This window comes from Bacillus sp. LK2 (genome assembly GCF_001043575.1).
Taxonomy (GTDB): Bacteria; Bacillota; Bacilli; order Bacillales; family Bacillaceae_G; genus Bacillus_A; species Bacillus_A paramycoides.
The window spans coordinates 59,697-86,161 of record NZ_LDUK01000002.1; the positions used below are offsets into that span (position 1 = coordinate 59,697).

A 26,465-nucleotide genomic window follows, 5' to 3' on the forward strand; every position below is an offset into this window, starting at 1 on the left:
GTATAAGGGTTTTTTTTAATCAATTTTTCAACTATTTGGAGTGAGAAAGATGATACATACTGTAAAGAAAGAGATTTACAAAGCCTTCGGATTAGCCCTATTAAGTGAGATTCCCCTGCCGGAATTGCCTCAAGTAAGTAATTACGAAAATGAAGTAGACGTAAAAATAGAAACTGCAGACTTGTCTCAATTATGGGGAGAGTTATCTTCTCCGAAGTCAGTGTTTGTAGTTGAAGAAGAGTTAATTATGTTTCAAATCCCCGAAACTGCTACGTTTTGTATTCAAAATGGAGAAAAAATTATTGTTTCACCTATGAAAGGGTCTGATCAAGATAAGATTCGGCTTTATATTCTTGGGACTTGTATGGGGGCATTGTTGATGCAGAGAAAAATACTCCCTCTGCATGGAAGTGTAATAGCCATCAATGGAAAGGCGTATGCTTTTGTAGGAAGATCAGGAGCTGGAAAATCAACTCTTGCATCAGCCCTTTTAAGCAAAGGCTATAAGCTTTTAAGCGATGATGTAATTGCTGTGTCTCTTTCTGAGGATAATATTCCTTTTGTTACACCATCTTACCCGCAACAAAAGTTATGGAAAGAGAGTCTTGATCAGTTTGGAATGGAGACAGCGCATTATCAGCCATTATTTGAAAGGGAAACTAAATATGCTGTCCCCGTTACAGCTAACTTTTTCGAGGAACCATTACCATTGGCAGGTGTATTCGAATTAGTGAAAGTAGAAAATGGGGATGTTGAACTTCAGCAGATTGAAGGACTGGAGAGACTACGCACATTGCTGCGTCATACATATAGGAATTCATTAATCCCACGATTGGGGATGATGGAATGGCACTTTATGCATTCAACAAATATCGTAAACAAAATAGATATGTTTCAATTGAGACGTCCTATTTCAAAGTTTACGGCACATGATTTAGTATCCAAAATTCTAGAGTCTTTAAAAGAGGAGGAAAAATAATGAGTAGTAAACGAACAATTTCATTAAACAGTTTTGTTGTACAGGGTCAGGAAAATGTAGTGAGTGATATGGATGGGGAGAAAGTGATGATGAGCATCCATAATGGGAAATACTATAACTTAGGAGGTATAGGTGGTGAAATTTGGAGTTTAATTAATGAATTAATATCTGTCAATCAAGTGATTGATATATTATTGTCTCGATATATGATTGAAGAGGCAGAATGTAAGGAACAAGTACTCTCTTTCTTAAATCATTTGTATGCAGAAGGGTTAATCTCGGTTGATGAAAAACTTTGATTTTTAATTGAACGTTCCAGATTTAATAGATTAGGAGTAGGATCGATGAATATCATAAATAAAGCCAAAGCTTTCTTGTCGTTCGATATGAGAACAAAATTATTACTTATAGAAGCTTTCTTTTATTTAGGCTGGGCTCGTATTCTTAAAAGTATACCGTTTTCTAAAGCTGCTCCTATATTAGGAATTCATATGGCAGAAACGTCTTTAAGCTATGATGAATCGGAAAAGATTACGTTAAGGGAAATTTCTCAAGCAGTGCATATGATGAGCCGTTATACATTTTGGGAAAGCCAGTGTCTCGTTAAAGCTATCGCTGCAATGAAAATGTTGGAGAAGCGTCAAATTGAAAGTACCCTTTACTTAGGGACCGCGAAAGATGAGACGGGAAATATGATTGCCCATGCGTGGTTACGTAGCGGGCCCTTTTATATTACTGGCGTAGAAGAAATGAAGAGATTTACCGTTGTTGGTAAATTTGCAAAAAGGATAGGGTAAAAAAATCTTGAAGGAGAATGAGATGTATACCGGTTGTAATCTTGATTTGAGTCATTTACCTAAAGAACTAAAATTGTTACTTGAAATTATAAAGAAGGAAGATAAAGAGATACAAGAAATCCCGGGAGACTGGTTCATAAATATTGATTGGAACAAATTTTTGAAACTGGCGCTGCATCATCGCATGTACGCGTTTATTTATCCAAAAATGAAATCTATTGATAAACAGTTAGTTCCATCAAATGTTGTGCAAGTATTAAGTACATATTTTAAAAGGAATACATTCCATATGCTTCATTTAAGTGGGGAAATGGGAAAAGTAAGTAAATTATTTGCTGAAAACCAACTTCAACTTCTATTTTTGAAGGGCCCTATTCTTGGCGCAGACTTATATGGAGATGTTTCCCTTCGAACATCAGGGGATCTGGATGCCCTTGTTCCTATAGATGATCTTGGGAAAGTGAACGAATTACTTGTAAAGAATGGTTATGTCAAAGAGGATGATTTTCCGACGGTTATGAATGAATGGAAGTGGAGACGCCACCATACAACTTACATGCATCCGATAAGTAAGGTGAAATTGGAGATTCATTGGCGACTACACCCAGGACCGGGAAAGGAACCACGCTTCGATGAGTTATGGGGGCGAAAGAGGACGAGTCCTGTCACAAATTATCCTGTCTATTTTTTAGGTAGAGAGGATTTGTTTATGTTTCTTGTGACCCATGGGACTAGGCATGGTTGGTCCAGGCTTCGATGGTTAACGGACATTGACCGTATGGTAAGGCAAGAAATAGATTGGGAAGAACTCACTGTTATGTTAGAAAGATATGGATGTAAACAACTGGTAGGTCAGGCGCTTATTTTATCTTCTGAGCTTTTAGATACTCTTATAATAGCGGAAGAGGCAAAAGTATTAATGTCAGGGAGAAGGGTAACGCAATTAGCGCAGCTTGCTATATATTACTTGGAAAATATGATTAACTTACATACAGATCCTGTCCCAGAAGAAGTTTCAAAATATCATGAGCGATATTTATATTTGTTAAAGACAAGCTCTCAAAAGCTACTGTTTCATCTTAGTTGGTTGTATCCTTATCCTCAGGATGTGGAAACTTTACCACTGCCAAAACAACTGCATGTTTTATATTTCCCTTTGCGGCCGGTTTTATGGATTTGGAGGGAAATGAGGTACCGTAAGGAGAAGTGAAAATGAGAAATATTTTATATTTTACAAAGCGGTTATACTCTTTTACTGGAAAAATTCTCATTGTTAATCTCATGGGAATGGTATTGGTCAGTCTTGTAGAAGGAATCGGCATTTTATTATTAATTCCTATGATAAGTATTAGCGGTATTGCGAAGATGAATGAACAGACAAGTCCTCTTTCAGGGGTTCTTGGATTCCTAGGTGAGTTTCCAACTACTTTAGGATTACCACTTGTATTAGGAATATATATTATATTGGTCGTGGGACAAGCGCTTTTGCAAAGGAATATAACAGTTCGTAATGCGAAAATCCAGATACGTTTTATTAATCATTTGAGATTGGAAACTTATCGTGGATTGTTGCAGGCCAACTGGAGTTTTTTTGTGAAAAAGAGAAAATCAGATCTTATCAATTCTTTGACAACGGAATTAGGGCGTGTTAGCGCAGGCACTAATTTATTTTTACAGTTGCTCACTTCTTTAATGTTTACATTTATACAGATTGGTTTCGCTTTTTGGTTAGCGGCAGATATAACAATTTTTGTACTATGTTGCGCTGTGGTACTCGCCTTTCTTTCACGAAGATTTATTAAAAAATCAAAAAGATTAGGTGGTCGAACCTCAGAGAATTCAAAAGCGTATCTTGCAGGTATAACTGATCATTTTAATGGAATTAAGGATATTAAGAGCAATACACTAGAACGATCTCGTTATACGTGGTTACGTAATTGGGTAGAAGATGTGGAACGTGAACAGTTTGCATATATTAAGGTGAGAAATAATTCTCAACTCTTTTATAAAATTGCATCAGCTGTTTTCATTGCTATTCTTATCTTTCTATCTGTTAAGCTGTTTCAGACGAAAACGGAGCAATTATTATTAATTATTCTTATATTTTCTCGTTTGTGGCCACGATTTGCAGGTATACAATCCAACATGGAACAAATTGCAGCGAATCTTCCCGCTTTTAAAGATTTGCTGCAATTACAGGAAGAGTGTAAGAAAAGTATAGAATTGCAAGATATAGAGCAGGATTATGATTGTATAAATCCTATGCAGATAGAACAATCTATTGAGTGTCAAAATATCTCTTTCTGCTACAATAAAGAAAATGCTGTGTACTCACTTAAAGATATTAATTTGCGTATTCCTGCAAATTGTATGACAGCTATCTCAGGGCGTTCCGGTGCTGGAAAGAGTACATTAATTGATATCATAATGGGACTTATGCAACCGGAGAGCGGTCAGTTATTAATAGATAACAAACCGTTGACAAGTAAGGACCTATTATCATTGAGGAAATCTATTAGCTATGTTCCTCAAGATCCATTTCTATTCAATGCCAGTATAAGAGACAATTTGAGAATGGTTGAACCAAATGCAAGTGAGGAGCAGCTTTGGGAAGCTTTGGAATTTTCTGCTTCCGCTGAGTTTGTTAGCAGGCTCTCGCAAGGATTGGATACAATGATTGGCGATAGGGGAGTCAAGCTTTCAGGAGGAGAACGACAACGTCTTGTTCTGGCTAGAGCGATACTTCGAAAGCCTTCTATTTTAGTACTGGATGAGGCAACAAGTGCTCTAGATGCTGAAAATGAAGCGAAAATACAAGAAGCATTGGAAAGATTGAAAGGAAGCATGACAATTATTGTCATTGCACATAGGCTATCTACTATACGTAAAGCTGACCAAGTAATTGTAATGGATCAAGGACAAATTATTCAACACGGTAGTTTCACACAACTGGCAAAAGATGAAAGTGGTTTGTTTAGTAGCCTACTTGGACAACAGGCTAAGGTAAACATTTAAATATGACTAGTCACAATTATTTTTTATAAATTTAAGGAATACACTGCCTTTATTTCTTTCGGGCCGGTAACACAATTTGATTATTTATGGTTTGGGGGACAATTGGTATTTGTGTACTGGTCTTTTTATGGAAATATGAGCTTAATTTAATTGTGTGACCAGTAAAAAACTAGAAATACTTTTTGTGACTTATTAATATGCCATCTATATACATGTATAAATATCCATGTTATAATTTAACAAGGAACCTGATTTTATTTATACCATATAACAAAAAGCAGCGAGACCCCTCGTCTTTAGGACTAGAGGTCTCGCTGCTTTTTGTATATAAAGGTTTATTAGTGTAGTTGTGATAATATATTTTGAAGCACCTTGTAGACATTTTTATGGTCAGTGATTAATGAGAGGTAGTGCCTAATAAATTGTTAGTATTTTGAATTGCTACTAATTTTATATAAGTAATTAAGAAGGGAAACGATTTGAGGAGATGAAAGAGAGATAGTGAAGAATATTATATAAGTATTTCTTTTTATTTCATTTGAGTTTTTCTCTCAAATACTCCGGAATGCCTTATTTAACAGATAAACAAGGAAAAGCAACAATTTCTTATTAGTTATACTTTATTTTTATGTATTGTTAAATAGATTTAAAAGAATTTATATGCAATGTTGGATATTTCTGTGAAATGTAAATGTATCTTTTGTGATGATATTTTATAGGATTTTTATTAAAGGCTAATCCACGAAGATTTATTTTTTTATAAAGCATAGTGTTCTGGATTGCGAATCTTAATTTCTAGATATGCTATTTAAGATAATATAAGAAAAATGAAGAAATTTGTAGAAATTTGTAGAAAATTAAGGGTATGATGGTAAAAAGGAGTAAATATTAAATTTTTCTTTCTTATTTTTGTCCTTTATAATGAGCTATGAATACGACACATAGGGAAAATAATGTATATTTCCTCTCCCTAACTTTGATATACACCTTTTTCCAACCTCCGTGTTAATTGCTATTATTTTGTTATACCGATTAGCGAAGGGAAAAGGGTGTATCTTTTTTGTATGAATAGTCCTAATAGATATTTTGGGTAGAAAGCATTTCTTGTTTTTCGTGACAAAAACAATGGAGAATGGGATAATAAGGACAGTGTGTTGGTGGTATGACCAATTTGGTATATAAGGAGAGAATGATATGCTAGATATTCAACAGATTAAAGAAATTATTCCACATCGTTATCCATTTCTACTAGTCGATCAAATTCTAGAAGTAGAAGAAGGAAAGCGTGCGGTTGGGATTAAAAATGTAACGGCAAATGAGGAATACTTTAATGGACACTTTCCAGATTATCCTGTGATGCCAGGTGTTCTAATTGTAGAGGCATTAGCACAGGTGGGTGCTGTTGCGGTACTGAAGAAGGAAGAAAATCGCGGTCGCCTTGCATTCTTTGCTGGCATTGATAACTGCCGCTTCAAACGTCAAGTTCGCCCAGGTGATCAACTTCGCTTAGAAGTCGAAATGACACGTGTCCGTGGACCGATTGGAAAAGGAAAAGCAGTAGCAACTGTAAATGGTGAAATCGCTTGTGAAGCTGAAATCACATTTGCAATTGGTGATAAGAAAGAATAAAGATTTGCTAACATAACTTTACGTTGGAAGATGAATGAAGAGAGTATGGTCATTCATCTTTTTTATTGTTATTGAAGCGAATTATGAAGAAATGGACGAAAGGTAAGAGGATTTGTCGATAGGTAAGTTCTCTTACTTTTAAACAAACGTTTGATTGAAAAATATAGGGGACTTTCGAAAAAAAAGTTTATCAACTAAAGTCTGAAAAAAGATATTGAAAGAGTAAGAAAAAACAAAATGAAAATTAACAAAGGTAAGATTTTTATAAACAGGATAGTATAAATACACAGATCAATCAATGGTATATTCACTAGTAATACTAATAATACCCATATATCGACAGTGTATAACAAGTGAAAACCTATACATTAAAAACTGTTTCGAAATTCGTCAGATTCGGTAGTGTAATATTTGTCAATTTTTCCAATAATTTTCTCAACTATTCTTGCTATACTAATGTAAGTTCTGTAATATGTTAAATAGTTATTTATTGCTAAACAATTTTAGGACTAGATACCAGATTTTTGTTGTCAGCCTAAAACCTGACAAATTATTTATTTTCAGAAGTTTTTATAACAAATTATTGAAAGCTGGAGGAAGGCATGGAAGAAACAATAAGTTTGAAAGAGTTATTTGCTATTTTAAGAAAACGATTAGTTATGATCCTTGTAATTACGATTGGTGCAGCACTTGTAAGCGCGATCGTAAGTTTCTACTTTATAACGCCGATTTATCAGACTTCGACGCAAATTCTTGTTAACCAAAAGAAACAAGATGAGAAAATCATCCAGTATAACGAAGTGCAAACCAATGTGCAATTAACTAATACATATAAGATCATTGTAAAAAGCCCTGTAATTTTAGATAGGGTGAAGAGTGAATTAAAGTTAGGCATGTCTACTCAAGAGTTAAATGGAAAAATTAATGTAGAAAACGAGAAAGATTCACAAGTAATAGCTGTTACAGTTCAAGATAAAGATGTAAAACTAGCTCGTGATATCGCAAATACAACAGCGGAAATATTCAAAAGTGAAATTGCAAAAATTATGAGTATTGATAACGTAACGATCTTATCAAAAGCAGAAGTAGCAGAAGGTCAGTCACCAATCAAACCAAATAAAAAGTTAAATATAGCAATTGCATTTGTTGTTGGATTAATGGCTTCTGTTGGAATTGCATTCTTACTAGAGTACTTAGATAACACGTTGAAAAAAGAAGAAGATATTGAAAAACTACTTGCTGTACCAGTTCTTGGCGTCGTTTCTCATATGGAGGAAGATGGCACAAAGAGCGGTAGTTTATCAGCAACGAAGAGAGTAGGGGGTCATACAATTGGTTCTTAAGAAAAAAATATTACGTGCTCGCCGTCAGCTGATTGCATATGAACAACCAAAATCATCTGTGTCAGAGCAATACCGAAATATACGAACAAATATTGAATTTGCATCTGTTGATAAGAAGATTCGTTCTCTTATCGTAACATCTGCGAATCAAAGTGAAGGAAAGACAACAACGGCTGCTAATATTGCAACTGTTTTCGCACAACAAGGTAAGAAAGTATTACTTATCGATGCAGACTTACGTAAACCAGCATTACATCAAATGATGCAAGTGGATAATATATTTGGCTTAACAAGTGTATTAACACGTAGTAAAACACTAGAAACATGTGTGACACAAACGAAAATCGGTAATTTAACATTTTTACCATGTGGTCCAATCCCACCAAATCCAGCGGAATTACTGGGTGCAAGCTCGATGAAAGATTTACTTTCAGAAGCTTATGGCACGTATGACCTTGTCATTTTTGACACATCACCAATCTTACCAGTTACAGATGCACAAATTATGGCAAATCAATGTGATGCTTCTGTACTTGTTATTCGAAGTGGTGCAACAGAAAAAGAGGCGGCACTTAAAGCAAAACAATCATTGGATAGCGCAAAAGGTACATTACTTGGCGTTGTCTTAAACGATAAAGAACAAAATGGATCCGAATATTACTATTACAGTTCTAACTAAATGTAAAAGAAGGGAAGGTGAACATTCATCTTTTCTTCTTATATTCAGTATGTGAAGAATATGTGGAGAGGGGATGAAATAGAATGATTGATTTACATTGTCATATCTTGCCTAATGTCGATGATGGAGCACAATCAATCGAAGACAGCATTGCAATGGCAAAGGCAGCATGCGAAGAAGGAATTCATACAATCGTTGCTACTCCTCATCACCAAAATGGGGTTTATATGAATCTAGCAGAAAGCATTCTTCATCAGGTAAAGCAGTTAAATGAAAAATTAAAAGAAGAGGATATCAATTTAACCATTTTACCTGGCCAAGAAATCAGGTTGTACGGAGAGTTATTAGAAGACTATGATTTGGGACGTATTATTACGCTGAATCGTACCGATAAATATATATTAATTGAATTTCCAGCAAACCATGTCCCGCGCTATGCAGAAAAAATGTTATATGAATTACGTGTGAAAGGGATCACGCCGGTTATTGTTCATCCAGAACGGAATATGGAAATTATTGAACGCCCCGATGTGTTGTATAAGCTCGTCAATCAAGGGGCACTGACACAAATTACCGCAGGAAGCGTCACAGGGAAGTTCGGAAAGAAAATCAATAAGTTTTCATTGCAACTTATTGAGCATCATTTAACACATGTCATATCATCAGATGCTCATAACACAACAACGCGCTCCTTTCACTTGCAAGCTGCGTATGAAACAGTAGAGAAAACATTTGGAAGTTCTACATTGTACTACTTTAAAGAAAATACATATGAACTAATAAGTGGAAAAATGATTTATCGAGAAGAGCCCGAGAAAATAAGACGAAAAAAAATATTCGGTCTCTTTTAAAGGGAAAACCACTTGGTGATGCCTCCTAACCAATATCAATGGAGACACTCGGCTATGCTGTGGGTAGAGTAAATTTCTACCTTAGACGCGTTTGTTGTCAAAAGCATGATGTGAGGTAGGGTTAGATGCCCATAATTGAAACTCTACCTATGGAGTTATAAATATGACTCTATAGGTAGGTTTTTTTATTATTGCTACATGCATATATACAGAAAAAATATTTGGGGGTACTGATTTGAAAAAAGTAAGGAAAGCAATTATTCCAGCTGCTGGACTGGGAACAAGATTTTTACCAGCGACGAAAGCGATGCCGAAAGAAATGTTACCTGTAGTTGATAAACCGACGATTCAGTGCATTGTAGAAGAAGCAATTGAATCTGGCATTGAAGATATTATTATTGTAACTGGAAAAGGAAAACGTGCAATTGAAGATCATTTTGATCATTCTTTTGAACTGGAACAAAACCTTTTAGAAAAAGGTAAATATGAAATGCTTGAAAAAGTACAAGCATCTTCAAAGATTAATATTCATTACATAAGACAAAAAGAACCAAAAGGATTAGGTCACGCAGTATGGTGTGCTCGTAAATTTATTGGGAATGAGCCATTTGCAGTATTACTTGGTGATGATATCGTACAAGCTGATACGCCATGTTTACGTCAGTTGATGAATGAGTACGAGGTAACACATTCGTCTGTAATTGGTGTGCAAACAGTACCCGAAAATGAAACGCATCGTTATGGAATTATTGATCCAATCACGCAAAATGGTCGTCAATATCAGGTGCGCCGATTTGTTGAAAAACCAGCACAGGGAACAGCACCATCTAATTTAGCAATTATGGGGCGTTACGTATTAACACCAGAAATTTTCATGTTCCTTGAGGACCAACAAACAGGTGCAGGTGGAGAAATTCAATTAACAGATGCGATTCAACGTTTAAATGAAATCCAACGTGTGTTTGCATATGATTTTGAAGGTACTCGATATGATGTTGGGGAAAAATTCGGATTTATTAAAACAACGATTGAAATGGCACTTCAAAATGAAGAGTTGAAATTAGATTTAATGAAATATATAGAGGGACTTGTAAAAAAGGAAGAGGTACATTCATAAGCGAATGTACCTTTTTATTATAAATAAGATACTAATTATATAAAGAAGGGAACATATATATTGAGTTATCAAAAACGGCTCTCATTATTAATTTTATTAGATTCATTTATCGTATTAACCGCCGTGTATTTAAGTTATTGGTTCGTACATCCTAATGTATTAAACAGAATTCCTACGACAGTAATTATTAGTTCTATTACATTATTGTGTAGCCATCATATTTTTGCAGCTATTTATAAGCTTTATAATAAGGCATGGGAATATGCAAGTGTTGGAGAATTAATACAAATATTTAAAGCAATTACACTTTCTATTATTGTAACAGCAATTGTTCAACAAATTATAAATCATGATATTTATGTTCGAATTTTAGCAATCGCATGGATGTTACATTTATTATTAATTGGTGGTTCTCGCTTTGTATGGCGTATGTTTCGCGATACATATATTACGAAAGCTACAGATAAAAAACGAACATTGATTATCGGTGCTGGTTCAGCGGGAACTATGGTAGTAAGACAATTGCAACATAATAAAGAAGCGGATCTATATCCAATTGCGTTTGTTGATGATGATGGAAATAAACAAAAATTGGAGATTTATAATGTGCCGGTTGTTGGTACAACAAATCATATTCAAGAGATTGTGGAAGATAATGATATAGAGCATATCATTATTGCTATTCCTTCTTTAAATAGAAATCAAATAAACGAAATTTTTGAGAAGTGTACAAAAACGAAAGCAAAAACGCAAATTGTACCAATGCTTGAAGATCTTTTAGATGGCAAAGTTTCTGTTAATGAATTTCGAGACGTACAAGTGGAAGATTTATTAGGTAGGGAGCCAATTCAATTAGATGACGCGGGTATCGGGGAAAAGATTGCAGGTAAAACGATTTTAGTAACGGGTGCGGGCGGATCAATTGGATCAGAAATTTGTCGTCAAGTGATGAAGTATAATCCTGCAAAAATTGTTCTTTTAGGACATGGTGAAAATAGCATTTATACTATTGAAATGGAAATGCGAGTTACTTATAAAGATGCAGTGGAAATTACGACAGAAATTGCTGATATTCAAGATCGAAATAAAATCTTTGAAATAATGAACAAGCATCAACCATATATCGTATATCATGCAGCTGCACATAAGCACGTACCTTTAATGGAACGTAATCCTGAAGAGGCTGTAAAAAATAATATTTTTGGTACGAAAAATGTAGCAGAAGCGGCTGATACATTTAAAGTAAATACGTTCGTAATGGTTTCTACAGATAAGGCGGTAAATCCGACGAATGTAATGGGAGCTACAAAACGATTTGCGGAAATGATTGTCCAACATATGGCATCCATTAGTACTGGTACACGTTTTGTTGCAGTTAGATTCGGTAATGTTCTTGGAAGTAGAGGAAGTGTAATCCCGTTATTTAAGAAACAAATTCAAAAAGGTGGACCTGTAACAGTTACTCACCCTGATATGATTCGTTACTTTATGACAATACCGGAAGCTTCAAGATTAGTTATTCAGGCTGGAACGCTAGCTAGAGGTGGAGAATTGTTCGTACTAGATATGGGGGACCCAGTAAAGATTGTTGATTTAGCTAAAAATTTAATTACTCTTTCAGGGTATTCAATTGAGGAAATTGGAATTGAATTTACTGGATTAAGACCAGGTGAAAAAATGTATGAAGAGTTATTAAATGAAGGTGAAATTCATCCGGAGCAAATATTCCCTAAGATTCATATAGGAAAAGCTGTTTTAATGGATCAAGAGATTTTAAGACAGTTTATGAATGATTTTGAGGAAATTAGTAAAGAGGAAATAAGAGGACGATTATTAGATATTGCCAATAATAAAGTTAATCTTAAACATTAATTTAAGGGAAGGAAGTTTTTTAAATGGGAGACAGAATATTTCTTTCATCACCACATATGAGTGATGAAGGTTATGAAATGCATTATGTTAAGGAAGCTTTCGATACAAATTGGATTGCACCACTTGGGGAAAATGTGAATGGATTCGAAAAAGAATTAGCTATGAAAGTGGGATCTAAAGCAGCGGCAGCACTATCTTCTGGAACGGCTGCAATTCATCTGGCCCTAAAAGCGGCGGAAGTAGAGAAGGGGGATGTTGTTTTTTGTCAAACACTTACATTCTCAGCTACTGCAAATCCTATTATTTATCAAAATGCTACTCCTGTCTTTATAGATAGTGATTATGAAACTTGGAATATGTGTCCTAAAGCATTGGAAGAGGCATTCAAAAAATATCCAAACGTAAAGGCAGTTATAGTGGTTCATCTTTATGGGCTTTCCTCGGATATGGATAAGATCGTTGAACTTTGTAAAAAGTACGGTGTTGCTTTAATTGAAGATGCAGCGGAGTCTTTAGGTACTTATTATAAAGGTAAGCATACTGGAAGTTTTGGAGATTATGGTATTTTCTCTTTTAACGGAAATAAGATTATTACTACTTCTGGTGGCGGTATGCTCGTTTCTAATGATAAGGAACGAATTTCAAAAGTAAGATTTTGGGCTACTCAAAGCAGAGATCAAGCAAGACATTATCAACATAGTGAATTAGGCTTTAACTATCGTATGAGTAATGTAGTTGCCGGAATTGGTAGAGGGCAGCTTAAAGTATTAGATCAGAGAGTTCAGAAGAAAAGATACATATTCGAGTTTTATAAGAGAGAATTAGGAAATCTTGAAGGCATTGAGTTTATGCCTAGCAATGATTGGAATGAACCAAACTATTGGTTAAGTTCTATGACTTTGAATGGTAAGATTCGACCAATCGATGTGATGGAAGCTCTTGAAAAGGAAAACATTGAATCTAGACCAGTTTGGAAACCAATGCACTTGCAACCATTCTTTGAGAAGTATGATTTTGTTGGAACGGGTGTAGCAGAGAAGTTATTTGAGGAGGGTGTTTGCTTACCAAGTGATACGAAAATGACGGATGAAGATTTAGATAGAATCGTGAAAATTATTAAAGGATTGTGGTTAGCATAATGAGGAGCTCTAAAGGTAGCGCCTATAGAAAGTTTATAAAAAGACCAATGGATTTTATGCTGTCTTTAATTGCTATTATAGTGCTTAGTCCAGTATTTCTTATAGTAGCTTTTCTCGTGAAAACAAAGTTAGGCAGTCCAGTGTTATTTAAACAAGAGCGACGAGGATTACATGGAAACATTTTTAAAATGTATAAATTTAGAACAATGACAGATGAAAAAGATGAGCTGTTACCTGATGGTGTAAGACTTACTAAGTTCGGTAAATTTTTACGCTCGACATCACTTGATGAGTTACCAGGTCTGCTTAATATTTTTAAAGGTGATATGTCAATTATAGGACCTAGACCTTTATTAGTTCAGTATCTACCGTTATATAATGAACATCAAAAGCGCCGTCATGAAGTTAGGCCAGGATTATCAGGTTTAGCACAAGTTAACGGTCGGAATGCTATTAGTTGGGAAGACAAATTTAATTACGATGTAGAATATGTAGACAATGTAAGTTTTATTACAGATTGGAAAATTATATTTTTAACTCTCAAGAAAGTCTTTATTAGAGAAGGGATTAATTCAGAAACTGCAGCTACTATGGAACCATTTAAGGGGAGCAGTAAAGGAAGGGTGGAGTTATGAAAAAAAAACTCCTTATAATAGGTGCTGGCGGACACGGAAAAGTTATAGCTGATATTGCATTAAAAATGAATAACACGATAACATAATTAAGGATTATGTCCATGTATCACCAGGTGCACATTTAGCTGGTACCGTTAAAATAGGCAGGGGTACTTGGTTAGGTATCGGGAGCATAATAAGTAATAATTTTAGTATTACTAACCAGTGTAAAATTGGCGCAGGGGCCGTTATTGTTAAAAATATAATTAAAACTGGAACTTATATCGGAGTTCCTGCTAGGAGAGTAGTTTAATGAAAAAAGTACTTATATTAGCAAACAATGATGTTGGTCTATATAAGTTTAGAAGAGAATTAATAAAAGAATCGCTTGAAAAATACGAGGTATATATATCGCTTCCTGATGGCGAATTTATTAATGAATTAAAAGAGATGGGGTGTAAATTTATTAATACACCTATTAGCAGAAGAGGGACCAACCCAATAGCTGATTTGAAATTAATATATAGTTATTGGAAAATTATTAATAAGGTCAAACCTGATGTTGTTTTAACGTATACAATCAAACCTAATATTTATGGTGGATTAATGTGTCGAGTTAATAGTATTCCTTATATAGCTAATATTACGGGGTTGGGTACAGCTGTAGAAAATCATGGAGCACTCCAACGAATTACTTTATTTTTGTATAAAATAGCACTAAAAAAAGCAAAATGTGTATTTTTCCAAAATAAAGAAAATGAAAACTTTATAAATGAAAGAATTTTTATTAGTAATTATAAATTATTACCTGGATCAGGGGTTAACCTTGAACAATATTCAGTGTTAGATTATCCATCAACGGAGACAGTAAACTTTCTATTTATTGCACGTGTAATGGAAGAGAAGGGGATTGATCAATATTTAGATGCGGCTAAATATATAAGAGAGAAATATCCAAATACTGTATTCCACATTTTAGGATTTTGTGAGGACGAATATGAAGAAAAATTAAAGATAATGCATGAGAAAGGGATAATTCAATATCATGGAATGCAAAGTGATGTCAAAGAGTTTCATAAACTTTCTCATTGTACTATTCATCCTACATATTATCCTGAAGGTATGTCTAATGTATTGCTTGAAAGTGCTGCTTGTGGAAGACCTATCATTACAACTGATAGAAGTGGTTGCCGAGAAATTGTTGAACATGGAGAAAATGGCTTAATTGTTAAGCAACAAAACAGTCAAGATTTAATAGAAAAAATAGAGAGCTTTTTAGGTATGGAGTGGCAAGATAAAGAGAAAATGGGGTTAGCTGGTAGAAAAAAAGTAGAAAAAGAATTTGATAGAAATATTGTTCTAAACGCTTATGTAGAGGTAATAAATAAAATATTTAATAGTGTACAGAAATGATTATAAATAAGAGGGTTATATGATATTATGACTAATTCTAAGTCTATGTTACTTAAAGTTATATCGGTTTTTATGGGATCAGCATTTTTTATGGCAGCACAATTTTTAATAATAATTATATTGGCAAGATTAGGTGATGCTAAAGTTGTTGGAGAATTTGGATTAATGCTAGCAATTACAGGCCCAGTATACATGTTTTTTACAATGCAAATTAGAAATAAAGTTACCAGTGAAGATAGTAATTTATCTTCTTATATTGAAATTGTAATTTTAAATGTAGTATTGGGAACTATAGCATCATTAGTTATTTGCTTTGTTACAAATGCTAGTTCTAACGTAACACAATTGGTTTTTGTTTACTTGCTAGCAAAAAATGTTCAATTAGTTTCAGAATTAGTTTATGGATTTTTACAACAACAAGAAAAACTTCATGAAGTAGGATTTTCAAATTTTATAAAAGGTATTTCATCAACCTTTTTATTCTTTATTTTTTATTATTTAACAAGAGACATTTTATTGGCAACTTTTAGTATAGGCTTGTCGTGGCTGTTTATACTTTTAATATATGATATCCCCAAAATCAATATTAATAGGAAAAAAAATATTAAAGATTACTTGAGATTACCTAATGATATTAAAAAGATTAGTTATTTATATAGGGCTTTATTGCCTTTAGGGATCATTTCTCTTTTATACTCATTAAATACAAATATAACTAGGTATTTTATTACTTATTATATGGATACTGAAAAGTTGGGATACTTCACAGCCCTTTCATATTTAATGATAGCTGGAAATACTCTTGTTGGTGCGATAGGGCAATCTTTTTGCAATAGGTTATCTCGTTATAGTAATCGAGAATCAAAAAGTGATTTTAATAAATTATTTAACAAATTAGTTACCTTCGGTGTGATGTTAGGCCTGTTAAGTACGTTATTGACTTTTTATCTTGGGGAGTTGTTATTGTACATTCTTTTTGGACCGGAGTATATTGAATACTCTTCACTTTTAACCATTTTAATGGCAGCGACTATTTTTAGATATCCTGCTGAATTTATGGGGTACGCAACTATTGCAACTAAGACCTATAAGAATGAGTTACCTCAACTTATTTTTATGTTAATTGCCACATGTATTTGTTCGTTTTTATTAATACCTATATGGGGATTATATGGTGCCGCTATTACTTTACTTGTGGGCTCTTGTATTACTGCAATTGGAAGATTTGCAATAATTTTAAGGGTGAATAAAGTAAATGAAAGGAAAGTAAGTTATGAAACACAACAACATGGGTAAGGTTGGAAATTCAATTTCATTACCACTATTAATTAATGTATTACTCGTAATCTTTTTTGTGATTTTTTGTTCAATATCATTTTTGTTCTTAAGCACGAATGAAATATTGACTGTAATTCCTATTGCAATTACAGCTTTATTTATAATTCGAAGAATAGTATTAATAATTTTTCATAAGGTGCCCACTTTGGATATTTGGGCTGTTTTTACTTATACTTCGATATTAATTTTTATTTATTCCCCATTGTACCATTTGATAACTCATCAACCAATCGCAAATAATTTACCATCTAATTTTACTAGTCTAATCGCTTTTATCGCTTGGACTTCGTTACCGATAATACCGTTGTTTTTTTTAGGAAGTTATATTAGAAAAAAGATTAGATGGGGAGCGAAAAAAGAAAATTTTAATAACGAAGAAATAAAGGTACCTAATATTTCTTTACTCGCCCTTCTTTATATACTAGTTGGTTTTAGTGCAAATATGGTTATAGAATCAGGGGTAGGTTTAGGGGTGTTAACTGGGACCCTTTATGTTCTAAATGATTTTTTTAGTGTAGGGTTAATATTTTTATATTTTAATTGGGCTAGTAAGGTTCCTAAGCAAGGCAAGGCTGTAAAATTTTTAGGAATAGTATATTTACTAGTTATTGTAGTCTTGATTTCACTATTTAATTTAGATAGAGGAAGCCGATTTTTTATTTTGATCTATTCATTTTGGGGATTGCATATCTATATAAATTATTTAAATAAAAAGTTTAATATCACAAAACTGATAATAATTACACTCGTATTAATACCATTGCTTACACAATATAAGTTATTCAAATATACAGAATATGATACGAATTATCTTGTAGATAGTAATTATCGAAATTCTATTCAAAATCAATATGAGCAGTTGACGCCTGGTTATACAATTGCTACAGATTTGGGGCGATATTATATTTGGATGTTATATTATCAAGAATTACAACCAAACGGTAATATTGATTACCAGTATGGAAAAACTTATGTTGATGCTATTTTAACTATGTTACCTAGTTGGATTGTACCAAATAAACCCCCAGGAATGATTGCTCTGTCCCATGATGCAGAATCTGGTAGAGGATTTTATGAGCAATATAGACCTACTACGGCAAAAATAGGAGGATTCTGGGCTGAAAGTTATGTAAACTTTGGATTACTAGGGATATGGACTTTAGCAATTATATTTGGCTATTTTTTAGAAGTCATTAATGAAGTAATAAATAGAAATAAACTGGGGAGTATTACACCAATTGTATCTGGCTTGTTAGTTACATTTGGTGCAGAATTTTTGTTACACGATTCAAGATTAATATTATGGCATGTTACAAAGGATTTAGTTTTAATCATTCCGTTAGTAATATATATGAAATTTAGAAAAAAGAGGTTTATTATATGAAAATAATTTTCGCTATAAGTTCACAATACTATGAAAATCAAGATGGGATTTGGGCAACGACATCATATAATAATACGATGTGGGATGAATATCTTAAAAGTTTTGATGAAATCTTTGTTCTAGCTCCACTAAAAAAAGTAACTACACTTCCAATTGGATGTAAAAAGGCTGATAATAAAAGGATAAAGTTTATCGATTCATCTGCTATTAAGAAAAAAGATGCAATTGGTATAGTAAAAATGAGAAATAAGATTCATCTGTTAGTTAAATCGTTAGATGGTGGAATATTGCATAGTCCATCATTTGAAGCAGAGTTTGCGTTTAGTGCCTTAAAAAAGTATAAAAAGCCTTATGTTGTTGAAAGTAGAGGAGAGCAATCGATGCATGAAGGCTTTTTAAAAGCTAGGGGTATTCCTTTTTCTAAGGTTGTGAAACAAATTTTTCTAAAGATGCACATGAAACATCTTGAAGGTGCATATGGGTGTATTTATGTTTCTAACACTTTAAAAGAAAGATATGCACCGAAAAATAAAATTAAAGCAGCAGTAATAAGTGATTTAAGATTGCCAGATTCTTTTATAAAAAAATCAAGGGTTTGGGAACAACAGTCAGAACCTTTTAAAATAATTAATGTAGGTAATTTAAGTCCCTATAAGGATCAAAAGACTTTAATAAAAGCGCTTCATTTCATTGTGAAAAACTTTAATTATAATATCCAATTAAATATAGTTGGGAAAGGCCCACTTGAATCTGAATTAAAACAGTTTGTGAAAGATTTAGAAATAGAACAACATGTGAATTTTCATGGTTTTGTACCATGGGGCGAGGAACTTTTTAATTTATATGATCGAAATGATTTATTTGTCCTATCTTCTCTTACTGAGGGTATGCCTAGGGTAGTTCTTGAATCATTAGCTAGAGGACTACCGGTAGTATCAACAGAAGTTTCTGGGTCAATTGAAATTCTACCTAAAGAGTGTATAGCTCCTGTTGGTGATTACGAGGGATTAGCTAAAGCCATTACAAGATTAATGGAGTCTCCTTCTTTACTAAGTGAACTTTCCAGTTTAGGAATTAATGAGATTAAGAATTATAGAGAGAGCATCCTGAAGGAGAAGAAGATAAACTATTTTAATGAATTTAAAGAAGCTTTTAAGGCGGATGGGGATTGATGAAAAAGCCATTAGTTAGTGTTATAATACCAAGTTATAATCCAGGAAGGTTAATAGAATTTGCGGTAAAAAGTATAGAAAATCAAACGTACACAAATAAAGAAATTATTATTATAGATGATGGGTCAAATGATGGAACGATTGAATGGTTAGAAAATAATAAGAAAAGATTTAAATATGTTACTCAGAAAAATAGTGGGGCTTCTGGCGCAAGGAACAAGGGAGTCAGTGTTGCTAATGGGGATTTTGTTGCTTTTCTTGATGCCGATGATATTTGGTTTCCTAATAAACTCGAAAAACAAATGGGAATTTTTAAAGAAGAAAAAGACATTTCTTTTGTATTCTCAAATGGCCTGATAATACATGATGATATTGAAACTGATAGTATAATTTCGGAGAATCATGAAAAAGTATTTGATTTATACACTTTACCCCCAAGAGTAGTAGGTTTTGATTGGAATTTTCGTATCCATTCAGTACCTACAAGTAGCCTTCTTGTAAGAAAAGATGATTTTCTGAAAGTAGGGGGATTCCCAACCTTAGTTCAAGGGGAGGATTTCGCTCTAATACAATTATTACTAACTTATAATAAAGGTTATGCTTTTGCTGAGCCTTTAATGTGCTATAGAAGACATCAGAATAATACAAGTTCATCTATACAAAAAGTATCTATGAAAAAAAGACTAGGAAAGATTTTAAATAAGGATTTAGCAAGAATTACATTATTCAATATTTTGAAAGAAAATAATCATCCAATACCAAAAATTATTAATAAATATAGGATTTATCCAGTTCCTTTTAGAATGCTTGCATTGTTTATTTGGAGATTGAAATATGGGGCAAATAAAAATAAAGTAAAACAGGATATTATTAATTATCTAATGGGGAGGGCTTGAAAAAATTGAGAGGAAGAGAGAAAGTAAAAAAACTCCAAATTTTACTAAAAATAATGGTAGGTATTTGGAGTTTATTTCCACGGAAGATATTGTATTCTTTATTAGGGTTAAATCGAAATTTACCAGGATATTTAGGTTTAGGGATAAGATATACTATATTTAAAGTTTTATGCAAATCTTGTGGAGATAATGTTTTAATTAAACCCGGAGTATATTTCTTTAAGTTAGAAAATTTAGTAGTAGGGGATAATGTTAGCTTCCATCCTCTATGTTACATTGACGCTACTGGTGGAGTAGAAATAAAAAAGGATGTTTCAATTGCACATAATTGTACAATTGTATCTTTTGAACATGATTATACTTCGGGGACTGTATATAGGGATAACCCAGTAATTCCAAAATCTATTAGTATAGGTTCTAATGTCTGGTTAGGGGCAGGAGTAAGAGTCTTATCGGGAACGATTATTGAGGATAATGTTGTTATTGGCGCGGGTTCAATTGTTAAGGGGAGGGCAAATAAGAATTCGTTATATGCTGGAGTGCCTGCAAAAAAAATAAAGGGGATTTAGTTCGATTTTATTTGGGTACTAAGTTAAGAAATTCTACTTAATAAATTATTTTAGTTAGTTTTTAAAAGGAAATGAATATCAAATTAGGGTATTAATATAAGGTAGTATGGTGCTTGTCTCTTCTATATTATTGAGGGATATAGAATTGTGAATTAAGATATGAAGAGGAAGGTAAATATGTACAAAATAGCAGTAGCAGGAACAGGATATGTTGGTCTGGTAGCAGGGGTATGTTTTGCTGAGGTTGGTCATCAAGTAACTTGCGTTGATATTGATGAGAAAAAAGTTGAATTAATGAAATCTGGTGTTTCACCAATTTATGAAGCTGACTTAGAGGGTTTAATGCAGAAAAATTATGCTGCTGGAAGAATTAATTATACAATGGATTACAAGGCAGCATATAAAGATGCAGATGCAATTTTCATTGGTGTAGGAACTCCTGAACAAGCTGATGGTTCTGCAAACCTTTCATATATTGCAACCGTTGCGAAACAAATTGCTGAAAGTTTAGAAAAGGATTGCCTTATTGTTGTAAAATCAACTGTTCCAATTGGAACAAATGACAAAGTAGAGCAGTTTATTCAGGACTTTTTAGTTAATGATGTGAAAGTAGAAGTGGCATCAAATCCAGAATTTTTAGCTCAAGGATCTGCGGTTCATGATACGCTATATGCAGAAAGGATTGTTATTGGTACAGAAAGTAAATGGGCTGAAAAAGTGTTAATGGATCTGTATAAACCATTCCATTTACCTATCGTTTCAGTAAATAGAAGATCAGCAGAGATGATTAAATATGCTTCTAATGATTTCCTAGCTCTTAAGATTTCTTATATGAATGATATTGCTAATCTTTGTGAGTTAGTTGGTGCGGATATTCAAGATGTTGCAAAAGGTATGAGCTTTGATGAGCGTATTGGAAGCAAATTTTTAAATGCAGGTATTGGGTTTGGAGGATCATGCTTCCCTAAAGATACTAAAGCATTAGAGTACTTAGCGAGACAAAACGGTTATGAATTAAGAACGATAAAAGCTGCCATTGATGTAAATAAAGATCAAAAGACTCTATTATACAAAAAAGCGAGTCAAAGATTAATTACTTTTAACGGTCTTAAAGTGGCGGTATTAGGATTGACATTTAAATCTGGTACAGATGATTTAAGAGAAGCTGCATCTCTTGAAAATATTCCTCTACTGTTAGAGCAAGGCGCAGATATTTATGCATTTGATCCAGTAGGTGCGAATAACTTTGCTAAAGTGTATCCAAAGGGGAAAAATAAGAACGGTAATATCACATATGCTACGGATATTGAACAAGCTTTAGAAGGTGCAAACGTCTGCTTTATTTTCACAGAATGGGGAGAAGTGAAGGCATTAACTCCAGAAATTTATAAAACATTAATGCGAACACCTCTAATTTATGATGGTAGAAACATTTATGATGTGCAAGCAATGCAAGAAGCAGGCATAGAATATCATTCTATTGGTAGAAAATCAACAAGTAGAGATCGCATGGAGGAGTTGAATAACAGTGATTTACAAGCCTCTAGATAAAAATAAAATATACCTTATTACTGGAGCTGCTGGTTTTGTAGGATACTTCTTATCTAAAAAATTACTAGAGCAAGGTTGCAAAGTAATAGGTGTTGATAATATAAATGATTATTATGATGTGAATCTTAAATATGCTCGTTTGGAGCAACTTAAGCCATATGAGAAATTTACTTTTATTAAAGGGGATATTTCTGATAAGGATATGATTAAGAAGATTTTTGAAGAGCTCAAGCCTAATATTGTTGTAAATTTAGCTGCACAAGCAGGTGTAAGATATTCAATTGAAAATCCAGATGTGTATATTCAAAGCAATATTATTGGTTTCTATAATATTCTTGAAGCGTGTAGACATTATCCAGTAGACCATCTTGTATATGCATCATCAAGTTCTGTTTATGGGGCTAATAAGAAGGTGCCGTTTGAGGAAACAGACTTTGTAGATAACCCAGTATCACTTTACGCATCTACTAAGAAATCAAATGAGCTAATGGCACATACATATAGTCATTTGTATAAAATTCCTGCTACTGGACTTCGTTTCTTTACGGTGTACGGTCCTATGGGACGTCCGGATATGGCTTACTTTGGATTTACTGATAAGTATTTTGCTGGTGAGTCAATCAAGATATTTAATAATGGTGATTTTGAAAATGACCTATATCGTGATTTTACTTATATAGATGATATTGTTGAGGGAATTCAACGTCTTTTGAGTAATCCACCTAAAGGAGATGTTGAACATAAGGTATTCAATATTGGAAACAATAACCCTGAAAAATTAATGGTGTTTATTGAAACATTAGAGAAAGTGCTAGGTAAAGCTTTAGGAAGAGAAGTGGCATTTGCAAAGGTGTTTGTGCCTATTAAACCAGGAGATGTACCAGCTACTTATGCATCAACTGATTTATTACAGAAGGCTGTAGATTTTAAACCTGAAACTCCTATAGAAAAAGGCTTACAGGAGTTCGCCAATTGGTATGTAGAGTATTATAAAGTGAAATAATATTGATTATGCTTTTGGGAAAGAAAAATCTATCAAAGGTTTAGGTTACTTAAGATAGAATATACTTTGATATACTGGCTATAGAATGTCATTCTTAGTATAAGAGAATAAATTGATACTTTTATTATCTGGATATTTATTCAGAATGATGGAAAGAAGAGGTCTATAATAATGAAAAAGAAAATCCTATTATGGATATTAGGAATCATAGGAGTATTAATTATAGGTGGAGGAGTCTACGCTTATAATATATATTCTTCTGTTTCAAAAACATTAGATGAAGTTCATAAACCTTTAAAGCGTGATCAAAATAATAAACAAGAAGAAAAAATCAATAAATCTGAACCTGTTTCAATCCTATTACTAGGTGCAGATGAACGCGGTGAAGATAAAGGGCGTTCTGACTCTTTAATGGTTATTACTTTAAACCCGAAGAACAATTCTATAAAGACGTTAAGTATCCCTCGTGATACGTATACGGAAATTGTCGGTAAAGGAAAAAGTGATAAAATTAACCACGCTTATGCGTTTGGTGGAGTAGATATGTCTGTCGCAACAGTCGAAAAGTTCTTAGGTGTGCCTATTAATTACTACATAGAAGTTAATATGGAAGGATTTAAGGATATTGTTGATGCTGTGGGCGGTGTTGATGTAAATAATGATTTAGAATTCTCTCTTGAAGGAAAGCACTTCCAAAAAGGGAATATTCATTTAACAGGTGATCAAGCTTTAGCGTATACTCGTATGCGTAAAGAAGATCCACGTGGTGACTTTGGTCGTCAAATGCGTCAACGCCAAGTGATGCAAGCAGTTATTAAAAAAGGTGCAAACTTATCTTCTTTATCAAATTATGGAGATGTACTTACAGCAATCCAAAAGAACGTGAAAACAAACTTAACACAAGATCAAATGTTTGATATGCAAAAGAATTATAAGAATTGCTTGCAAAATAGTGAAGATATTCAAATCCCAGGTGACGGACATAAAGCAGCTGACGGTATTTGGTATTACTATGTTCCAGACGCAGCGAAGCAAGATTTAACAAATAAATTAAAAGCACATCTTGAGCTAAAATAAGTAATAATACGGATAAACCCAACTCTTTTGGAAAGAGTTGGGTTTATTTTTTTGTGTTTTTATATTAGTATTATATGATGTAAGACTATTAGACGAAGTGAATCGATGAGCAAGAAAGCAATAACGGTCCTTGTTATGTTCGTATTGTTTGTAGATGCTATTGTAAGTGGTAAGATACACTGGAGTAAGAAGGTTGCGAATGCAACAGCACAAAAAAATGAGGTAAAAACGACAAAGACTAAAGTAGAGAACAATAAGACGAACAAAGAAGAGAAACAAGATGCAAAGGCATCTTTTAATGAAGCATACGCAAAGAATTTACCAGATGCAGTGAAAGAGAAGTTAAAGAAAGCTGCTGAAGATAAAAAGGCAGTGAATCTTGTTATTGTTGGTGATGATGCTTCTTCACCTGTAAAAGACGCTTGGGTATCTAAGTTTGTATCTAACTTGGATGCAAGTTACGGTAAAGGTTTATGGAATGTGACGGTTAAGGAATATAAGAATGAAAGCACTGAGGAGCTAATTGCAAATAAACGTGCTCAAGATATTGCGAAAGCAAAACCAGATGTTATTTGATTTGAAGCACCGTTCATTACAGAAAATCATAAAATGGGTAATGGAAACTCTGTTGCTAATGCGCAAAAGTTTGTTGGAGAACTTTCGAGCAGTGCGAAAGATGCTACGATTATGATTCAACCACCAAACCCAATATATGGTGCGAAAAATTATCCGAAAGCAGTTGAAGCATTAAAGCAATTTGCGAAGCAAAATGGTTATGCATATGTTGACCATTGGGAAGCATGGTCAAATGCAACTACGAAAGAGATTTTACCGTATTTACAAGAGGAATTCAGTTTCCCAAATGCTAAAGGATATGGCGTTTGAGCGCAATATGTGACAAATTATTTTGTAGCTAAGTAATTTGTTTATGTAAAAGGTATGCCATTAATCGCATACCTTTTATATTAGGGAGATAATATGTAGGAGGAAGAAAGATGAATTCAATTTTAATCTGTGGTGGAGCTGGCTACATCGGTTCTCATGCTGTAAAAAAATTAATAGATGAAGGCCTATCTGTAGTAGTAGTTGATAATTTACAAACTGGTCATGAAGATGCGATTACAGAGGGTGCAAAGTTTTATAAAGGGGACCTTCGTGATAAAGGTTTTCTAAGAGATGTTTTTAAACAAGAAAATATTGAAGCGGTTATGCATTTTGCTGCTGATTCTTTAGTCGGCGTTAGTATGGAGAAGCCTCTTCAATATTATAACAATAATGTGTACGGCGCACTTTGCTTGCTAGAAGTAATGGACAAGTTTAAAGTAGATAAGTTTATTTTCTCTTCTACTGCGGCTACTTATGGCGAGGTAGATGTTGATCTTATTACTGAGGAAACTTTAACAAATCCAACGAATACATACGGTGAAACAAAGCTAGCGATTGAAAAGATGCTCCATTGGTATAGTCAATCTTCTAATTTAAAATATAAGATTTTCAGATACTTTAACGTAGCTGGTGCAACTCCAAGTGGCATTATTGGTGAGGATCATTGCCCTGAGACACACTTAATACCTCTTGTTTTACAAGTTGCATTAGGTCAACGTGAGAAGATTATGATGTTTGGTGATGATTATAATACACCAGACGGTACTTGTATCCGTGATTATATTCATGTTGATGATTTAGTAGGAGCACACTTCCTTGGACTTAAGGATCTACAAAATGGCGGGGAAAGTGATTTCTATAACTTAGGGAATGGTAATGGCTTCAGTGTGAAAGAAATCGTTGATGCAGTTCGTGAAGTTACGAATCATGAAATTCCAGCAGAGATTGCACCAAGACGAGCAGGAGATCCAGCGCGTTTAGTAGCTTCTTCTCAAAAGGTGAAAGAGAAGTTAGGGTGGAATCCTGAGCATGTAAATGTGAAGACAATTATTGAGCATGCGTGGAATTGGCATCAGAAGAAACCTCATGGTTATGAGAAATAAGTAAAAATAAAAAAGAGAGGGGATCGTCGTTCAACATAT

General features: G+C 33.6%; 24 protein-coding genes and 2 pseudogenes. All 26 read left to right on the plus strand.

What is annotated here, in order from left to right:
* Positions 1-49: 49 nt before the first annotated feature.
* The 26 genes and pseudogenes from VK90_RS02200 to galE all read left to right on the plus strand — a co-directional run bounded on the left by VK90_RS02200 (position 50) and on the right by galE (position 26,426).
* Positions 50-979 carry an aldolase gene (locus VK90_RS02200; RefSeq protein WP_048370143.1) on the plus strand — a complete coding sequence of 310 codons (930 nt, stop codon included), beginning with the start codon at positions 50-52 and terminating at the stop codon, positions 977-979.
* Entirely contained in the window at positions 979-1,278 is a 300-nt protein-coding gene (locus VK90_RS02205) for a lasso peptide biosynthesis PqqD family chaperone (protein WP_048370144.1), read from the plus strand. The genes VK90_RS02200 and VK90_RS02205 overlap by 1 nt, the downstream gene beginning before the upstream one ends.
* Positions 1,279-1,323: 45 nt before the next feature.
* Positions 1,324-1,776, plus strand: a complete 453-nt coding sequence (locus VK90_RS02210; RefSeq protein WP_025147103.1) for a lasso peptide biosynthesis B2 protein — start codon at positions 1,324-1,326, stop codon at positions 1,774-1,776.
* Positions 1,777-1,798: 22 nt separating this feature from the next.
* Positions 1,799-2,986: a nucleotidyltransferase domain-containing protein gene (locus VK90_RS02215; RefSeq protein WP_048370146.1), complete on the plus strand. Its 1,188-nt coding sequence runs from the start codon at positions 1,799-1,801 to the stop codon at positions 2,984-2,986.
* Positions 2,987-2,988: 2 nt separating this feature from the next.
* A complete protein-coding gene (locus tag VK90_RS02220; protein WP_048370147.1) occupies positions 2,989-4,791 on the plus strand; it encodes an ABC transporter ATP-binding protein in 1,803 nt (600 codons plus the stop codon).
* Between the two features lie 1,194 nt (positions 4,792-5,985).
* Positions 5,986-6,420 (plus strand): 3-hydroxyacyl-ACP dehydratase FabZ, encoded by a 435-nt coding sequence (fabZ, locus tag VK90_RS02225; protein WP_002184592.1) that lies wholly within the window; start codon positions 5,986-5,988, stop codon positions 6,418-6,420.
* A gap of 602 nt (positions 6,421-7,022) precedes the next feature.
* Entirely contained in the window at positions 7,023-7,763 is a 741-nt protein-coding gene (locus tag VK90_RS02230; protein ID WP_048370149.1) for a YveK family protein, read from the plus strand.
* A complete protein-coding gene (locus tag VK90_RS02235; RefSeq protein ID WP_048370151.1) occupies positions 7,753-8,442 on the plus strand; it encodes a CpsD/CapB family tyrosine-protein kinase in 690 nt (229 codons plus the stop codon). The genes VK90_RS02230 and VK90_RS02235 overlap by 11 nt, the downstream gene beginning before the upstream one ends.
* A gap of 83 nt (positions 8,443-8,525) precedes the next feature.
* Entirely contained in the window at positions 8,526-9,293 is a 768-nt protein-coding gene (locus tag VK90_RS02240; protein ID WP_048370152.1) for a tyrosine-protein phosphatase, read from the plus strand.
* Positions 9,294-9,528: 235 nt separating this feature from the next.
* On the plus strand, positions 9,529-10,410 hold the full coding sequence (gene galU, locus VK90_RS02245) for a UTP--glucose-1-phosphate uridylyltransferase GalU (RefSeq protein WP_048370153.1): 882 nt from the start codon (positions 9,529-9,531) through the stop codon (positions 10,408-10,410).
* A gap of 60 nt (positions 10,411-10,470) precedes the next feature.
* Positions 10,471-12,282 (plus strand): polysaccharide biosynthesis protein, encoded by a 1,812-nt coding sequence (locus VK90_RS02250; RefSeq protein ID WP_048370155.1) that lies wholly within the window; start codon positions 10,471-10,473, stop codon positions 12,280-12,282.
* 23 nt (positions 12,283-12,305) lie between these two features.
* On the plus strand, positions 12,306-13,421 hold the full coding sequence (locus VK90_RS02255; protein ID WP_048370158.1) for a DegT/DnrJ/EryC1/StrS family aminotransferase: 1,116 nt from the start codon (positions 12,306-12,308) through the stop codon (positions 13,419-13,421).
* On the plus strand, positions 13,421-14,056 hold the full coding sequence (locus VK90_RS02260; RefSeq protein WP_048370159.1) for a sugar transferase: 636 nt from the start codon (positions 13,421-13,423) through the stop codon (positions 14,054-14,056). The genes VK90_RS02255 and VK90_RS02260 overlap by 1 nt, the downstream gene beginning before the upstream one ends.
* Positions 14,053-14,142 (plus strand): PglD-related sugar-binding protein, encoded by a 90-nt coding sequence (locus VK90_RS30085; protein WP_197088194.1) that lies wholly within the window; start codon positions 14,053-14,055, stop codon positions 14,140-14,142. Before VK90_RS02260 ends, VK90_RS30085 begins: the two co-directional genes overlap by 4 nt.
* Positions 14,130-14,348 (plus strand): annotated as a pseudogene (locus tag VK90_RS27920) (acetyltransferase); the annotation flags it as partial. The gene VK90_RS30085 and the pseudogene VK90_RS27920, both read left to right, overlap by 13 nt.
* Positions 14,348-15,448, plus strand: coding sequence for a glycosyltransferase family 4 protein (locus VK90_RS02265; RefSeq protein ID WP_048370160.1), 1,101 nt, complete (start codon positions 14,348-14,350; stop codon positions 15,446-15,448). The pseudogene VK90_RS27920 and the gene VK90_RS02265, both read left to right, overlap by 1 nt.
* Before the next feature lie 27 nt (positions 15,449-15,475).
* Positions 15,476-16,744: an oligosaccharide flippase family protein gene (locus VK90_RS02270; protein WP_048370161.1), complete on the plus strand. Its 1,269-nt coding sequence runs from the start codon at positions 15,476-15,478 to the stop codon at positions 16,742-16,744.
* Entirely contained in the window at positions 16,722-18,170 is a 1,449-nt protein-coding gene (locus VK90_RS02275; protein WP_048370162.1) for a hypothetical protein, read from the plus strand. Before VK90_RS02270 ends, VK90_RS02275 begins: the two co-directional genes overlap by 23 nt.
* Entirely contained in the window at positions 18,167-19,342 is a 1,176-nt protein-coding gene (locus VK90_RS02280; RefSeq protein ID WP_048370163.1) for a glycosyltransferase, read from the plus strand. Before VK90_RS02275 ends, VK90_RS02280 begins: the two co-directional genes overlap by 4 nt.
* Complete coding sequence (locus VK90_RS02285; protein WP_048370164.1) at positions 19,342-20,238, plus strand: glycosyltransferase family 2 protein; 897 nt, start codon at positions 19,342-19,344, stop codon at positions 20,236-20,238. The genes VK90_RS02280 and VK90_RS02285 overlap by 1 nt, the downstream gene beginning before the upstream one ends.
* Positions 20,235-20,807, plus strand: coding sequence for an acyltransferase (locus tag VK90_RS02290; RefSeq protein WP_053081313.1), 573 nt, complete (start codon positions 20,235-20,237; stop codon positions 20,805-20,807). The genes VK90_RS02285 and VK90_RS02290 overlap by 4 nt, the downstream gene beginning before the upstream one ends.
* A gap of 177 nt (positions 20,808-20,984) precedes the next feature.
* The gene (locus VK90_RS02295) at positions 20,985-22,358 is read left to right on the plus strand and encodes a UDP-glucose dehydrogenase family protein (RefSeq protein ID WP_048370166.1); all 1,374 of its coding nucleotides are present in this window, start codon (positions 20,985-20,987) and stop codon (positions 22,356-22,358) included.
* The gene (locus VK90_RS02300; RefSeq protein ID WP_048370167.1) at positions 22,336-23,361 is read left to right on the plus strand and encodes an SDR family NAD(P)-dependent oxidoreductase; all 1,026 of its coding nucleotides are present in this window, start codon (positions 22,336-22,338) and stop codon (positions 23,359-23,361) included. The genes VK90_RS02295 and VK90_RS02300 overlap by 23 nt, the downstream gene beginning before the upstream one ends.
* A gap of 171 nt (positions 23,362-23,532) precedes the next feature.
* Positions 23,533-24,438 (plus strand): polyisoprenyl-teichoic acid--peptidoglycan teichoic acid transferase TagU, encoded by a 906-nt coding sequence (gene tagU / locus VK90_RS02305; protein WP_048370169.1) that lies wholly within the window; start codon positions 23,533-23,535, stop codon positions 24,436-24,438.
* Positions 24,439-24,543: 105 nt separating this feature from the next.
* Positions 24,544-25,323: pseudogene (locus VK90_RS02310) on the plus strand (SGNH/GDSL hydrolase family protein).
* A gap of 110 nt (positions 25,324-25,433) precedes the next feature.
* Positions 25,434-26,426 (plus strand): UDP-glucose 4-epimerase GalE, encoded by a 993-nt coding sequence (gene galE, locus VK90_RS02315; protein WP_048370170.1) that lies wholly within the window; start codon positions 25,434-25,436, stop codon positions 26,424-26,426.
* Positions 26,427-26,465: the final 39 nt, after the last annotated feature.

Excerpts from the sequence above, each read along its gene's own strand:
- tagU (WP_048370169.1), top strand. The coding sequence starts at position 23,533 with ATGAAAAAGAAAATCCTATTATGGATATTAGGAATCATAGGAGTATTA.
- VK90_RS02220 (WP_048370147.1), top strand. The coding sequence starts at position 2,989 with ATGAGAAATATTTTATATTTTACAAAGCGGTTATACTCTTTTACTGGA.
- VK90_RS02270 (WP_048370161.1), top strand. The coding sequence starts at position 15,476 with ATGACTAATTCTAAGTCTATGTTACTTAAAGTTATATCGGTTTTTATG.
- VK90_RS02260 (WP_048370159.1), top strand. The coding sequence starts at position 13,421 with ATGAGGAGCTCTAAAGGTAGCGCCTATAGAAAGTTTATAAAAAGACCA.
- VK90_RS30085 (WP_197088194.1), top strand. The coding sequence starts at position 14,053 with ATGAAAAAAAAACTCCTTATAATAGGTGCTGGCGGACACGGAAAAGTT.
- galE (WP_048370170.1), top strand. The coding sequence starts at position 25,434 with ATGAATTCAATTTTAATCTGTGGTGGAGCTGGCTACATCGGTTCTCAT.
- VK90_RS02280 (WP_048370163.1), top strand. The coding sequence starts at position 18,167 with ATGAAAATAATTTTCGCTATAAGTTCACAATACTATGAAAATCAAGAT.
- fabZ (WP_002184592.1), top strand. The coding sequence starts at position 5,986 with ATGCTAGATATTCAACAGATTAAAGAAATTATTCCACATCGTTATCCA.
- VK90_RS02265 (WP_048370160.1), top strand. The coding sequence starts at position 14,348 with ATGAAAAAAGTACTTATATTAGCAAACAATGATGTTGGTCTATATAAG.
- VK90_RS02275 (WP_048370162.1), top strand. The coding sequence starts at position 16,722 with ATGAAACACAACAACATGGGTAAGGTTGGAAATTCAATTTCATTACCA.
- VK90_RS02205 (WP_048370144.1), top strand. The coding sequence starts at position 979 with ATGAGTAGTAAACGAACAATTTCATTAAACAGTTTTGTTGTACAGGGT.
- VK90_RS02285 (WP_048370164.1), top strand. The coding sequence starts at position 19,342 with ATGAAAAAGCCATTAGTTAGTGTTATAATACCAAGTTATAATCCAGGA.
- VK90_RS02210 (WP_025147103.1), top strand. The coding sequence starts at position 1,324 with ATGAATATCATAAATAAAGCCAAAGCTTTCTTGTCGTTCGATATGAGA.
- VK90_RS02215 (WP_048370146.1), top strand. The coding sequence starts at position 1,799 with ATGTATACCGGTTGTAATCTTGATTTGAGTCATTTACCTAAAGAACTA.
- VK90_RS02295 (WP_048370166.1), top strand. The coding sequence starts at position 20,985 with ATGTACAAAATAGCAGTAGCAGGAACAGGATATGTTGGTCTGGTAGCA.
- VK90_RS02200 (WP_048370143.1), top strand. The coding sequence starts at position 50 with ATGATACATACTGTAAAGAAAGAGATTTACAAAGCCTTCGGATTAGCC.
- VK90_RS02230 (WP_048370149.1), top strand. The coding sequence starts at position 7,023 with ATGGAAGAAACAATAAGTTTGAAAGAGTTATTTGCTATTTTAAGAAAA.
- VK90_RS02255 (WP_048370158.1), top strand. The coding sequence starts at position 12,306 with ATGGGAGACAGAATATTTCTTTCATCACCACATATGAGTGATGAAGGT.
- VK90_RS02240 (WP_048370152.1), top strand. The coding sequence starts at position 8,526 with ATGATTGATTTACATTGTCATATCTTGCCTAATGTCGATGATGGAGCA.